Raw genomic sequence first — 13866 nt, forward strand, 5'->3', positions numbered from 1 at the left:
TCACCTCATAATATTCCTAGTCTATGAGCTATATCACTTGCATTAAATTCTTTTTTAAGCTTTACATATGCCTTCTTTTCTCCTCTAATCGTTATTAAGGTATTTACTTTATCTACTTTCACATTAAACATTTTCTCTATTTCTCTTTTTATATCAGCTTTTGTTGCTTCTTTATTTACAATAACTGTTAACGTATTTTGACTTTCAATAAGTTTTATTGCTTTTTCTGTAGTAAGAAATTCTTTTATTATCATAATGCTAACCTCCCCTCAAACCTTTTACGTAATACATCAATAGAAGATTTAGTATAAATTGTTAATCTACCTGGATGCCCTCCAGGTGCAAGATGTATTACACTTAAATCACTCGCTAATATTACATCAACTCCGGGGATATTGCTTGCGGCCTTGACAAATACAGGATTATTCTCATGAATTACAAATAACGGTCCTTTAGGCTCCTTATATCTTCTTCCTCTCATCTTACCTTTACCAGATCTAATTCTAATTCTATCCTTAACCCTCTCCACATCTTCATAGACTTTTAAAGATTCTAATACCTCAATTATTTCCTTAGTTTTAGTTAGCTTTGTAATATCGTCAACTACAATTATGGGAAGAGTATCAATTGAAAATACATGACCTCTATTCTTTACAAAGTTCATATTAGCAGTAGCACTTAATGCACTTATAATTGCTAGTTTCTTTTCTTTCTTATTTACCTCTTCTACTAATTTCTTTTCAACCGTTGGTGGAAAAGCTAGTCTTCCTCCCACAGTATTTGGTGCTAAAGCTGCTTCACCAGTTGTCTTTACTCTAGGGACTCTTGCTAAACCTAAATTAATACCAAAGCTTAAAGCTGAAGTTCTTTTACCAGCCATAGGATCTCTTCCTTTTGGTTGTAGAGCCTTTGTGAATTCTGAAATGAATACCCTTCTAATTAGATCTTTCCTAACAGGATAACTAAAGAAAATAGGTAATTCTATTTCTTCTACTTTATTTCCTTTTAGATCAAAAATATGAGTTTTTTTAATTTGAAGCTCTAAATACATATATTTCACCCTTGCTGACTATATAAATTAACGTATGTTATCTTAGGTGCAGACTGAGGTATCCAACTAGGTCTTATAGGATATCTGAGGAATAGTGGCCTTTTCTTTGCCCCAATTATTGAACCCTCTATAATTAAATATGTATTTCTAACAATACCATAATTCACAAACCCTCCTTTAGGATTAATTTCATTTGGATCATCAGAAATTTTTAGAATTCTCTTATTATATTCTGTTCTTCTATGGTATCCCATTTGACCTGGTTGTGGCACATAGCTTGGTGTGGAGAATGAAGGGCCCCTAGCTCCTACTTTTCTGCTACCTTTTCTGTGCTTATGCCATCTAGGTAGCTCTACAACTCCATATCTTTTTACTACGCCTTGAAATCCTTTTCCCTTAGTAACACCAATAATGTCAATTAGTTGGCCTTCCTTAAACACATCTTTAACACTTAGAGGTTTGCCAAGAATATTTAAAACGTAATTTAATTGTGATTTTATATCTCCTCCTCCTACTTGTACTTCGACTATTTCTGGTTTCTTTTTACCTAATGAAGGGACCAATTTAGGTTGTGTCGCTATAAGGACTCTTAAATACAGTATATCATTTAACTTATTATTTATTTCATCTAATTTTCCTTTCATCTTTTCTTTATCTATTTTTAATCTAGTTACTTTTCTTTGTTGGATTAATTTTAAAAGATCTTCACTGATATCTCCCCAATATTCAGTTAATGTTGTAGGTTCGCCCTTAGGCCCCATTACATAGGCTCTAATAGCTAATGGAATGACTGGGGGTGTCTCTATAACACTAACTGGAACATAAATTTCTTTTCCATAATTAGGAGAAGTAGGCTTATCGTCAATCATAAAAATATGACTCATGCCAACTTTGTAACCTACAAAGCCTAACAATTTAGGTTCATTAGATTGTATAGTAGGCCAGCTTCTAGGCGTAGGCAAAATTTCGCTAGCTCTCTTTCTTGGTCGTACACCTGCGGAACCTCTCCTTGGCGAAGCAAGCTTACGATGACCCATTAATTTTCCCTCGTTCTCTCATTTTTAAAAATCTCCGTATAAAAATGTATCTATCCTAAGATGAAATTAAGTATCGAAAGAGATGAAATAAGAGCTTCTTCGACTCTGATATCTTTTACCCCCTGATTTGGTAAAAAATTGTAAACATGTATATAGTCACTCAATTGTTTTAATAATCCACCTGATGGGGGACCTATAATTAATGTTATTCCTTTTTTCTCGTACATATCTTTTATTTCACTTGAGTATTTTATTGGATCTTTTCCAGATCTGCTTGCAATTAGAAGATTTTCAAATTTTCCAAGAATATTATTTTTATTTAAAAAATAAAACTTAAATCCATTATAGTAAGGGTAAAAATTGTACTCTTTAATTCTTACGGGGTTAGAGTTTACTATTAAAATAACGTTAGATTTTGTATTAATCTTACTTTCTAACCCAAAAAAACCTTTAGAGCCGATTCTATATTCTCCTTCTATAGCTTCTTTTTCCACTATGTGAGAAGGGATATTTATAGGATTAAGTAGACCTACTTTACTAAGCGTTTTTCTTATTTTTATTTCTTTCTTTAAATATGGTGGTTTAAGTGCATAATTAATTATATCAATAATAACTCTTTTTATATATTTATTTCTTAAATCATCTATCCAAAAAAGCTTTGAAACTCTAAAAATAGTTAAGGTTCTGAGTATGAAGGACATTTTTAACGTAATTTCGGTTAAGCTTTTATCTGTTGAAAAAATTGATGTAAAAAGAATCACGTTTAACTCTTTTCTTCTTGGATAAGGAAACATCAAGATTTACTTACACCAATAATATATTCTTCATCCTCTATTTCCCATGGTAATATTAGGTCTCCTTTTACTTCTCCTATAATAACTTCTTTAGCCCTAGTCTCTGATTTGATGTAATCAGTCCATTTCTTTAACATTTCTGTTCTTTCCTCTGGTGCTTTTATATACAACAGAATATAATCATTAATTTGCACATTAAGTTGCTTTCTCATAAACTGGATTCTTCTTATAATATCTCTAACTATTCCTTCTTCTTCCTCTTCTTTACTTATTTCTTTCTTTAGAACTACTACTCCCTTGTTAAACCTAGCAGATATGTAACCTTCTTCAGTTTCTTCTAGTATATTAACATGATTAACCTTGATTTGAACTGGTTCTCCTTCTATTACAACTTCATGGTAACCTTTAGCTATAATATCCGAAGCTACTTTTTCTGAGTTATTTTCTATATATTCTACTATTTTGTTAGTAAGCCTTTTGAAATCGGGTCCAATTGTACCTCTGTTTGGTGTGGCCTTAATTTTACTAAACCTTCTATAGCCTTCTATTCCTCCAATTTCTACGTCTTTAGTATTTAATAAGAACTTTATTACTTCTTTTACATTATTGGCCATTTCAACGTCTATATCCGAGACTAGAAATACATATGCGTTCTTTATTGGCCATCTTAATTTAATTCCAGCCTTGGCTCTAGCATTTAATCCAGCTTCTGCAATCTCTTTGCTTAGTTCAAATTCTTTCTCAATTTTATCATTTATGAATTCTTCTTTTACTTCTGGTAAGCTTTCCATGCTAACAGAATCCTTCTTATCTACTACAAAATCCTGGTATATTCGTTCAGTAGTAAACGGAATTACCGGGGATAAAAGTACTAGTGATCCCTTGAGAACTTCATAAAGTACATAATACATTGCTATCTTATCTGGGTCATTACTTTCGTTCCAAGCTCTTTTTCTGACTAATCTTAGATAGAACCTACTTATATCATCTATGATGAAACTTGTCATTTTATTTGCTAACTCATGGACTTTGAAATCGTTCATGCTTTCCTTTACTTCTTTTACAACTCTATTATATCTAGATAATAACCATAAATCTTCTATCCTCAGGTATTGTTTTAAGTTGTCTAGGTTATATATTCTTGGATCGAAGTTGTCTAAGTTCATATATGTTGATGCGAAAACATACACATTCCATATAATGTTTAAATCTCTTTTTGTTTGATCAAGTGCTTTCCAAGAGAACTTTGCATCTTCCCATGTTGTATTTCTGAGTAACCATAATCTCAAGACATCTCTACCATATTTTTCATTTTCAGTTACTTGAGATGGCTCTACATAATTTCCAAGACTCTTATGCATTTCTCTACCTTGTTCATCTAACATAAACCCATGGACTAGAACTGCATTATATGGTGCTCTATCTAATAATATAACACCAGCCCTTAGTAGGCTAAAGAACCATCCTCGTAATTGATCGTGTCCCTCTAATACTAAATCAACGGGACCTATTTCTTTCCACTTTTTTTCCCAATCTTTACCTAGGCTAGCGAAGAAAGCTACCCCACTATCAAACCACACATCAGCCACATCTGGAACTCTATGAGCTTCTCCTCCACATTTATTACATCGGACAACTACTTTATCTATCCATGGTCTATGTAAATCCTCTGGTACTTTTGTTATTGCTACTTTTTCTAACTCATCTCTACTTCCTATAACAATTATGTTTCCACAATTCTTACATATCCATATTGGTAATGGTGTTCCCCAAAATCTCTGTCTGCTAATTACCCAATCCCTAATCTCTCTTACCATATTTCCTATTCTTGTCTTACCCCAGTCAGGTACCCATTTAACATTGTCAATCTCTTTTAACAATTCCTCTTTTAGTTTAGATACTCCTATAAACCATTGCTCTATAGCCCTCAAAATTAGAGGTGTTTTACATCTCCAACATACAGGATATCTATGGACAACCTTGCCAGAATGCAGTAAGGCATTTCTCTGTTTTAAGTCATTAATAATTTCTTCAGCGGCACTTCGTACATTTTTTCCAACATATTTTCCAGCTTCTGGTAAGAATTCACCTCTATCATTAACTAACATAACTACTGGTGCTCCAATTTTTTTGCCTATTTCAAAGTCAATATCACCATGACCTGGAGCAGAATGAACAAGACCCGTTCCCTCAGTTAACGTTACTTCTTCTCCAGCATCAACGACTATATGATAATTGTCAAGCCCTTTCTGAGCTGTGACTATATCTGCCAAAGGGTGTATATATTGTAATCCAACTAATTCCACTCCTTTAAATGTCCTTACTATCTTATAGTTTTTAATTCCTGCTTCTTTCATAACATCACTTACTCTATCTTTTGCCATAATTAGTATCTCATTATTGACCTCGACTTCAGCATACTCATAATCTTTATTAATCATAACAAAGACATTTGCCGGTAAAGTCCATGGTGTTGTAGTCCAAATAACTAAATACCTATTTTCTGAGCCTTTTACTTTAAATTTCACATAAATTGATGGGTCTTCAATTTCTTTATATTCTGAAACCTCATAATCAGCTAATGTTGTTTCGCATCTAGGGCACCAATGTAAAACATGTACTCCTTTATATAATAATCCTCTTTCATATGCTTTCTTGATTAGCATCCAAGAGTTAGAAATATAGTCATTATGTAATGTCATATAGGGGTTGTTCCAGTCCATAAAAATTCCTATGTTCTTAAAGTTTGCAGTCAAAGAAGATGCGTTATTTAATGCAAATTCCTTACACTTATTAACAAAATTATCAACTCCTATTTTTTCTATTATATCCGATTTCTTTTGTATTCCAAGTTGTTTTTCTATTGCAACTTCTATAGGCAAACCATGAGTATCATAACCAGGCTGATCATAGGTCCTAAATCCTGCTAACCTTTCATATCTTAGTATACAATCCTTTATTACCTTATTCCAAACGGTTCCTATATGTGGGATTGGGCTTGAAGGATAAGGTGGCCCATCTATAAATAGGAATTTTTTCTCAAATTTACTGTTATATTCTTTTAATTTTTCATAGATTTTATTTTGCTCCCAAAACTTTAATATTTCTTTTTCTGTAGAAAGAGGATCAAATTTAGATGGCAAAGGCTTTATTGTAGGGGAGGATAATCTAGATCACCTCGATAATAGATAAAGTAGTGATTTAAAAACTTTTAGCCTAGCTTATTATAAATTTCATTTATTAAGTCATCAGTTGTCGCATTACCACCTACATCTGGGGTTAACGCTTTTCTCTCTTTGTAGACTAAGTATATAGCGTTTTCTAAAGCTCTTGAAGCTTTTATATATCTATCGTCATTAGATAGCTCATACATTCTTTCATACATCATACTTACAGAAAGTAAAAATGCAGTGGGATTACCTATATTCTTTCCAGCAATGTCAAACGCTGCACCGTGTACTGGTTCAAATAAAGCTTTTTTATCTCCTATATTCGCAGAGGGTGCTATACCTAAACTACCCGCAATTTGACTAGCTTCGTCACTTAAAATGTCTCCATATACGTTCTCAGTTACAATTACATCAAACATTTGAGGATTTCTTACTAAATTAGCCGCTGCTGCGTCTACATACATTTCTGAATATTCTACTTTTCCTTTTAATACAGATCTGCATGCTTCAGCGAATAAACCATCAGTAATTCTCATTACGTTAGCCTTATGAACACAAGTTACTTTCTTTCTCCTTCTTAATGCAAAGTTTAGCCCTACTTTTGCTATTCTCTCAGAAGCAAATCTAGTTATGATTTTCATGCCAACGGCTACTCCATCAGAAACAATATGTTCAAAACCTTTGTATAAATCCTCAGTATTTTCTCTCACTATAAGTATATCAACATTACCATATTTAGTATCTATTCCCGGGATAGACTTTGCTGGTCTAATATTGGCATACATATCATAAATTTGTCTTAACTTGACAACAACGTCTGCAGCGGATTCTCCTACTGGACCTTTCAAAATTATATCGGCCTTATCAATGATTTTTAAGCTATCTTTTGGCAATGCTTCACCATATCTTGCCAATGCACGATCACCAGCTTCTACTTCAATATATTCGATAGGCAAAGAATAAAGCTCATTTATTTTGGCTAATATTCTCTTAGATTTAGATACTATTTCTGGTCCAATTCCATCTCCTTGTATTAAAGCAACAGTAAAGCCCATGTGGGGGGTTTTTGAAATTAAATTTTTAACCCTTTCTGTAACATAAGTTCCTTAATTTTTTCAATAATTTTTATGTCATTTGGCATAGTTTTACGTATAATGTCAATCTCATATTTTATTATAGGTAAATATTTTTCAATGTCTTCTTTGCTATATATATCCAATCTAGAAACGTGTATTAACAGATCAATTAACATAGAATTTCCTCTGTTGAATGCATGGTAAAACTCTCCGTATTTTTTATAATCAATCAAATCATAAAAGAAATAAGTAGGATTTTCTAGTTTTTCATAATAACAATTAGCTAAAAAGACTACTCCTACGGGAATTATAGGAATATTATCTATATAGTCCTCTATTTTAAGCTCATTAAAAAATGCTTCAAAGAACACTCTTGAATCAGTTATTATATTTAGAGAACACTTTTGATATTTAATTAAATTAGAAAAAGTAAGTGTGTCTTTATAAACTTTTGATTTCAAAGTATTTCCATCCTTAATTATACCTATTGGAGCTAAGTTTGGTTTAACTCCATTTGATCCTAAAATAACTTCATAAATTCCATCATATGGAAAAACAAAATTTATGATATTTTTTACTGAGTCCATATTATGACATTAAGAGAAAGAGTTAAAGAGTTATCAAAATACGGAGAATTAATAGCTGGTGATAAAAAGGAAAGATTGATAGTTGATAAAATAAAGGAATATTTTGAGGTTAATAAAATAACAACTTACATTAATCCTCAAAATGTATTAAAATGGGAGGAGAAGGAAATAGAGCTAGAATGTGAAGGAATAAAAATCGAGGCTATCTCTTTACCTTACTCTCCTTCAATAGATGTAGAAACTTCAGATTATCAAGTCATTAAAATTAATAATATCTTAGATATTAATAAATATTATAGAAATAATAGTAATAAAATTTTAGTCTTTACACAAGATGATTTAATGAGAAAAATTGTTCTGAAAAACGGGACTCCTCTTTCTCACTTACCTCAAAATCCGCCCAAGTTACCAGCATTTTATATAAGGTATAAAGATGCAAATCAAATAAAAGGAAAATGTAGATTTTTCTTAAAATCATCTTTTGAGGATTCAATAGGATATACAATTGAAGGAATAATACCAGGTAAAACTGAGGATAAGATCTATGTGACCGCTCATCATGATCATTGGTTTAAGGGGGAACATGATGATTTAATTTCAGTCTCCATATTACCAGAATTAAAAAGTGAAAAATACGAATTACACTTAATTTCTTTTACAGCAGAAGAAAGTGGATGTTTTTTCAGTAGTTTTTCGTGGGCTTGTGGTTCATATAATTTTTTGAGGTCAAATAAAATAGATGCAAAATTATCTATAAGTTTAGATAACTTAACCTTAAATTCAAAATTTTTTGTAACTCCAGGTCTTTTTAAGTATTTTAAAAATGCTGTCCAGTACCCTTCACCTTATACCGATTCTTATAACTTTTTAAAGAGGGGAATTCCTACAATTTCGATGTCGGATATAGATTATCCATATTATCATTCAGAAGCTGATGAGATCAGTGAAACTGAGAATTATGAAGAAATAGTAAAGCTTTTAAATGTATTTCTCTCCAACGAGATTACAATAAATCCACAAGAGCTTGTTAACGTAATATTTGATACGCCATTACCTATAGAAATTAAGGAGTTAGCATTAAATTTGATAGAGCGTGGAAAGTATAATGAACTTTTAAAATTTTACGGAAGTGTATTAGATTTAAGCAAGAATACAATACAGACTTATTTATTTCATAAACTTGTTGGCATCAATAAAGCATACCAAAATAGTGTAGCAATAGAAGATTTTGTGGAATTAAGAAATTACTGTGAAGATGAAATATGCAGCAAACTTTATGAGAAATTTCTGTATTACTTACAAAAAGAAATTACAAATGAATATCTAATTCAACTAAAAAATCTCTTCTAACTGTTTTAGATTTTGAATTACAAAATCCGCATAAAGTTCTGCGAATTTGACTTTTCCTTCTCTATCAACCAATATGGAATATAAACCAGCCTTCTTGGCAGCTAAGCAATCTTTAATTGGATCATCTCCAACCATAAGACACTGGTTTACTGAGAGATTGAGTTTTTCACAAGATAATATAAATGGTTGCACATTAGGTTTAGGTTTTATGTTGTTTTCACCACTTATAGTGATTATATCAAAATATGATACTAATGGAAATCTGTTGATTCTCTGTTTTTTATTACCCCATTCTCCGTCACTATTAGTTATTATACCTAATTTGAATCCCTTTCTTTTTAAATATTCTATTGCATCCAAGCTATCTTCATAAGGTGTATTGTTTCCAGCTATACTCCAGTATATTTGAGTCCACTCGTATAAATCTTCCATCTCTGCCTTTACACTATATTTCTTTAATACTTCCTCCCACCATAGTCTTCTGTCATAAACCCCTTCTTCATCTAGTTTTTTCGCTATTTCTATAAGCGTCTTTGAGAGCTCATCACGATCTACATTTACATTAGGATAATTTTCTCTAATGTAATCCAATATATCATCTGCCACCTTAAGTAAAGCTTGATTAGAAAGGTTATCAAAAGAAACTAAAGTGTTATCAAAGTCAAAAAATATAGCCTTAACATCCTTAAATATGTTGAACTCTTCCATGCAATTTCACGCTAAGAAGTCCTCTACCTTAGGCAACTCCTTAGGCAGGCCTTTTCTCTCTCTTATTTTCATAATTACATCTAATAATAGGCTATCTGGAACTGGAGCCCATCTACTAAATTCTGTACCCCAGAACGCTCTGCCTGCACTTGCTGCTCTAAGCTCGCTTGCAAGTTCAAAAGATTCAGAAACTGGAATTTCTGCTGTAATTCTGGCTATACTACCCATCTGAGTCATATTGAGTATTTTTCCTCTTTTCCTAGTTATAACGCCAGAGACGTTTCCAACGAAATCCATTGGAACTCTGATATCTAGCTTTTGTAAAGGTTCTAGTAATGTTGGTTTAGAAGTTAAGAACCCAGCAAATATAGCATTCCTAACGGCTGGATATAACTGAGCTGGTCCTCTATGAGCTGGGTCTTCATGGATAATAGCATCATGCAATACAACTTTTAATCCTCTTATTGGTTCATGAGCTAATGGTCCTTCTTTCATCGCTAATCTAAACCCTTGAAGTATGGTATCCATTACTTCCCTTAGATGTTGTACACCGCTTGTAGCATTCACAAATACATTTATGTTTTCATCTATAGCAACTATCTTCTTAGCTTCATCGTAGTCCCAGTCTGCTTGTTCTTTAAGTATTCTTGCCATTTCTTTAGAATCCATATCCTCTTTTATAGTTCCATTAGCGATTAACTCAATTGTCTGTTCATTTAATGGTTCAACGCTGATATATAGTTTATTATGTTTATTAGGAGATTTGCCTTCGAATACTTGGCTCTTAGTTCTTATGCTTTCTCTATAGACTACAATTGGTGGTGAGGTTACAACATCTACACCGTAATTTTCTTTCAATAATTGTAATGAAACTTCAAGATGTAAGAATCCCATACCTGAAAGCAAATATTCACCAGTCTCCTCATTAATCTTTACAAGTAAGTTTGGATCCTCAATACTTAGTTTTCTAAGTGCATCAATCATCTTATTAAGATCTTTTGGATTCTTTGGCTCAACAGATATTGTTACTACAGGTTCTGATACATAATGTAGAGATTCAAATGAACCTACATTCGCATCTTTATACTTTATATCTACTGCTGTCTCTCCAGATCTAGCTTGATCTAGTCCTAAAGCTGCAGCTATATTACCAGCAGGAATCTCTTCAGCTAATTCTCTTGTTGGTCCCATGTAAAGGCTTACTTGTAAAACTCTTTGTTGTCTTTTTGCGTTTACTAACCATATTTCTTCTCCAGCTCTTAATGTTCCAGAGAATACTCTACCAGTAGCAACTAAACCGGCATGTGGATCAACTTTCATATCACTTATCATAAGGACAATAGGTCCGTTAGGATCTGCGTTTATCATTGCTTTTGCTATATCGCTATCTAGATCTCCTTTCCAGATTTTAGGAATTCTATATTTTTGTGCATCTCTAGGATTTGGAACAAATTTAATAACAGTTTCTAATAATGCTTCATGTATAGGAACTCTGTTAGCTAGTTCTTCTACTTTTGATTTATCCCCACTAGAATATGCATTTACTACATCACTGAATTTAACTCCTTTTTTCTGTGCTATTGGTACGCTAAATCCCCACTTATCTTTTGCTGATCCAAATACCACATTACCTAATTCTGGTTTTATTTTCCAAGCGTCCTTATATTCGGGTTCTGCATACATTTCGATTAAGTTATTTATCTCTACTATCATATCTATTAGTTTCTTCTGTATTTCTTGCGGGCTTAACTTTAGTTCTTTAACTAATCTATCTACTTTATTAATGAAAAGTATAGGTCTTACTCTTTCTTCAAGGCTTTGTCTTAGTACAGTTTCTGTCTGAGTCATTATTCCCTCTACTGCATCAACAACAACAATAGAACCATCTAATATTCTAAGGCTTCTAGTTACTCTACCGCTAAAATCAACGTGACCAGGAGTATCAATTAAATTAATTACGTAACCTTTTCCTTCTATTTCGTGGTACAAGCTTATGTTTGCTGCCTTTACTGTAATACCTCTTTGTTGTTCTACGGAAAGGTAGTCTAATGCTAATGCCTCTCCAGCAACTTTTTGTGAAATTATACCGGCTGCAGCTAATAAAGTATCACTAGTTGTAGTCTTTCCGTGATCTACATGAGCAATTATTCCAATATTTCTTACTCTAGTAATATCTTTCATTAAACTAAGAACTTGCTCAACTGTCTTATATCGGGGCAAGGTTTAAATCACCACATTTAGTATTTAGTAACTTAACTTCAGAATATTAAAGTGTAATGGATATCCTACATCAATAATTGATACAATCTTTTTAATAAACAACTTTTTATCATAAGATTTAAAATAAGTAAATATGCAACAATTGAATCAACATAATGAAATATATGATGTAATCATAGTAGGAGCAGGAATTGCTGGGCTAAGTGCCGCTTTATATACCTCAAGGCAAAGAATGAAAACGTTAGTTGTCTCAAAAGATTTAGGAGGACAACTAACATTAACTGATCTCATAGAGAATTATCCTGTAGTTGAGCCTTTAAGTGGACTTAGTTTAGCGCGAAAGGTAGAGTCGCAGGCAAAGAGGTTTGGAGCTAAATTCATCTATGGAGAAGAAATATACAAGATAGATAAAAAAGGCGATATTTTTGAACTTCAAGGTATTTTAGGAAGTTATAAGGCTAAGACTGTTATTTTAGCGTTCGGTAAGACACCTAGAGAACTTAATGTGCCGGGTGAGAAAGAATTTAAAGGTAAAGGTGTATCGTATTGTGCAATTTGTGATGCTGCATTTTTTAAAGATAAGCCAGCTGCAGTTGTAGGAGAAGGAGAGCCTGGCGTAGAAGCTATAGAACTTCTTTCAAAATATGCAAGACCTGCTTATTATATTTCTATGTCTACTCAGTTGGTTGGAGGAGATGAGGGCACATTAAAGTCAATATTGAACAATGAAAATATAAAAATGTTTTTAGGATATAAAGTGATTAGAATTATTGGAAATTCTAAAGTTGAGGGAATAGTTATACAAAATTCTAAGACAAAAGAAGATAAAATTCTAAATGTAGATGGAGTAATAATAGAAATGGGTTATGTTTTACGAACAGAGTTCTTAAAAGATTTTATAAAACTCAATGAAAAAGGAGAAATAATAGTAGATGAATTAGGAAGAACTAATGTAGAAGGAATATTCGCTGCTGGTGATGTTACAAATACTCCATACAAGCAAGCTGTTGTAGCTGCTGCAGAAGGAGTGAAAGCTGCACTTTCTGCGTACAACTATTTAAGGAGCAAGTCTGGCTTACCTCCAGTAAATGTTGATTGGAAAGCAGAAAAACAGAAAGCTGTAGTTTCATTTAGGCTCTAAGAAGTCAAGCAAAGAAGTTTTATTATTTCTTTCCTCCTTTTTATTCGTATATGTTGTATGTATAACTTTATATATTTCCTCAGCTTTCTTTCTACTCTCCAGAACTTTTTCTAGCTCGGATACACTTGCATTACAAATTCTTTCTATGCTTCCAAATTTTTCTAATAATCTCTCTGCTAATTTACTCCCAATTTGAGGAAAAGCTTCAACTACATATAGCTGCATATCCCTTAAACTCTCAAATTTTGGTTTTTCATGAAGGTTTAATATTTTTTTATTCTGAGAGGTAGAACTTTTCTCAGCTATTTTGTAAATGATTTCAGCAGATTCTTTCCTATCATTGGAGTACACTACTCGTAGATCAAACTCTAAAATAGCACTTGTTAAGGCAGAATTTATAGCCTTCCATCTAGAGGTAATTTTTCTAACTTTTTCCATATCACCTTCAATTAGTATGAAAGGTTTAGCGTAAGCTTCACTTAATCTACTTAATTGATCAAAGAATCTTTTATCAAATACAGAGTTAACCAAGTCCTCTACGCTTTTTCTTTCTATTGCTATTTCATCAGATATAACATAATCTCCTACACTCAAATTATCAAAAATTACAATAGCACCTAATTCTTTAATAATATCTGGGACTCCGCTGTTCTTTTCACGATAATCAGCATAAATTCTAAGCATCAAGTAATAAATTGAAGTTAATATAATATAAAATACTTGGTTCAAAAA

General features: G+C 32.3%; 11 protein-coding genes and 1 pseudogene. 2 read left to right on the plus strand and 10 right to left on the minus strand.

What is annotated here, in order from left to right; all coding sequences use genetic code 11:
* Positions 1-5: 5 nt before the first annotated feature.
* The 7 genes and pseudogenes from STK_RS02460 to STK_RS02490 all read right to left on the minus strand — a co-directional run bounded on the left by STK_RS02460 (position 6) and on the right by STK_RS02490 (position 7715).
* Complete coding sequence (locus tag STK_RS02460) at positions 6-254, minus strand: 50S ribosomal protein L23 (RefSeq protein WP_010978400.1); 249 nt, start codon at positions 252-254, stop codon at positions 6-8.
* The gene (rpl4p, locus tag STK_RS02465) at positions 251-1051 is read right to left on the minus strand and encodes a 50S ribosomal protein L4 (protein WP_052846313.1); all 801 of its coding nucleotides are present in this window, start codon (positions 1049-1051) and stop codon (positions 251-253) included. Before rpl4p ends, STK_RS02460 begins: the two co-directional genes overlap by 4 nt.
* A 5-nt stretch (positions 1052-1056) precedes the next feature.
* Entirely contained in the window at positions 1057-2088 is a 1032-nt protein-coding gene (locus tag STK_RS02470; RefSeq protein ID WP_010978402.1) for a 50S ribosomal protein L3, read from the minus strand.
* 50 nt (positions 2089-2138) lie between these two features.
* Positions 2139-2882 carry a putative RNA uridine N3 methyltransferase gene (locus STK_RS02475; RefSeq protein ID WP_010978403.1) on the minus strand — a complete coding sequence of 248 codons (744 nt, stop codon included), beginning with the start codon at positions 2880-2882 and terminating at the stop codon, positions 2139-2141.
* Positions 2815-6025: pseudogene (ileS, locus tag STK_RS02480) on the minus strand (isoleucine--tRNA ligase). The gene STK_RS02475 and the pseudogene ileS overlap by 68 nt, the downstream one beginning before the upstream one ends.
* Positions 6026-6093: 68 nt before the next feature.
* Entirely contained in the window at positions 6094-7107 is a 1014-nt protein-coding gene (leuB, locus tag STK_RS02485; RefSeq protein WP_010978405.1) for a 3-isopropylmalate dehydrogenase, read from the minus strand.
* 17 nt (positions 7108-7124) lie between these two features.
* Positions 7125-7715, minus strand: a complete 591-nt coding sequence (locus STK_RS02490) for a DUF447 domain-containing protein (protein ID WP_010978406.1) — start codon at positions 7713-7715, stop codon at positions 7125-7127.
* 3 nt (positions 7716-7718) lie between these two features.
* Here STK_RS02490 and STK_RS02495 point away from each other — a divergent pair, with 3 nt between their 5' ends.
* Positions 7719-9065, plus strand: coding sequence for a M28 family peptidase (locus STK_RS02495; protein WP_010978407.1), 1347 nt, complete (start codon positions 7719-7721; stop codon positions 9063-9065).
* Here STK_RS02495 and STK_RS02500 read toward each other — a convergent pair.
* Together STK_RS02500 and STK_RS02505 are read right to left on the minus strand one after the other, a co-directional pair.
* Positions 9048-9773, minus strand: coding sequence for an HAD family hydrolase (locus STK_RS02500; protein WP_010978408.1), 726 nt, complete (start codon positions 9771-9773; stop codon positions 9048-9050). The genes STK_RS02495 and STK_RS02500 overlap by 18 nt on opposite strands.
* A 6-nt stretch (positions 9774-9779) precedes the next feature.
* Positions 9780-11993: an elongation factor EF-2 gene (locus STK_RS02505; protein WP_052846316.1), complete on the minus strand. Its 2214-nt coding sequence runs from the start codon at positions 11991-11993 to the stop codon at positions 9780-9782.
* A 133-nt stretch (positions 11994-12126) separates the two neighbouring features.
* Here STK_RS02505 and STK_RS02510 point away from each other — a divergent pair, with 133 nt between their 5' ends.
* Positions 12127-13134 carry an NAD(P)/FAD-dependent oxidoreductase gene (locus tag STK_RS02510; RefSeq protein WP_010978410.1) on the plus strand — a complete coding sequence of 336 codons (1008 nt, stop codon included), beginning with the start codon at positions 12127-12129 and terminating at the stop codon, positions 13132-13134.
* Here the strand turns inward: STK_RS02510 and xpf are convergent.
* On the minus strand, positions 13120-13821 hold the full coding sequence (gene xpf, locus STK_RS02515; protein ID WP_198429778.1) for a 3'-flap repair endonuclease Xpf: 702 nt from the start codon (positions 13819-13821) through the stop codon (positions 13120-13122). The genes STK_RS02510 and xpf overlap by 15 nt on opposite strands.
* Positions 13822-13866 lie beyond the last annotated feature (45 nt).

Origin of the sequence: Sulfurisphaera tokodaii str. 7 (genome assembly GCF_000011205.1) — an archaeon.
In the GTDB taxonomy this organism is placed as follows: Archaea; Thermoproteota; Thermoprotei_A; order Sulfolobales; family Sulfolobaceae; genus Sulfurisphaera; species Sulfurisphaera tokodaii.

Excerpts from the sequence above, each read along its gene's own strand:
- STK_RS02460 (WP_010978400.1), bottom strand. The coding sequence starts at position 254 with ATGATAATAAAAGAATTTCTTACTACAGAAAAAGCAATAAAACTTATT.
- rpl4p (WP_052846313.1), bottom strand. The coding sequence starts at position 1,051 with ATGTATTTAGAGCTTCAAATTAAAAAAACTCATATTTTTGATCTAAAA.
- STK_RS02470 (WP_010978402.1), bottom strand. The coding sequence starts at position 2,088 with ATGGGTCATCGTAAGCTTGCTTCGCCAAGGAGAGGTTCCGCAGGTGTA.
- STK_RS02475 (WP_010978403.1), bottom strand. The coding sequence starts at position 2,882 with ATGTTTCCTTATCCAAGAAGAAAAGAGTTAAACGTGATTCTTTTTACA.
- leuB (WP_010978405.1), bottom strand. The coding sequence starts at position 7,107 with ATGGGCTTTACTGTTGCTTTAATACAAGGAGATGGAATTGGACCAGAA.
- STK_RS02490 (WP_010978406.1), bottom strand. The coding sequence starts at position 7,715 with ATGGACTCAGTAAAAAATATCATAAATTTTGTTTTTCCATATGATGGA.
- STK_RS02495 (WP_010978407.1), top strand. The coding sequence starts at position 7,719 with ATGACATTAAGAGAAAGAGTTAAAGAGTTATCAAAATACGGAGAATTA.
- STK_RS02500 (WP_010978408.1), bottom strand. The coding sequence starts at position 9,773 with ATGGAAGAGTTCAACATATTTAAGGATGTTAAGGCTATATTTTTTGAC.
- STK_RS02510 (WP_010978410.1), top strand. The coding sequence starts at position 12,127 with ATGCAACAATTGAATCAACATAATGAAATATATGATGTAATCATAGTA.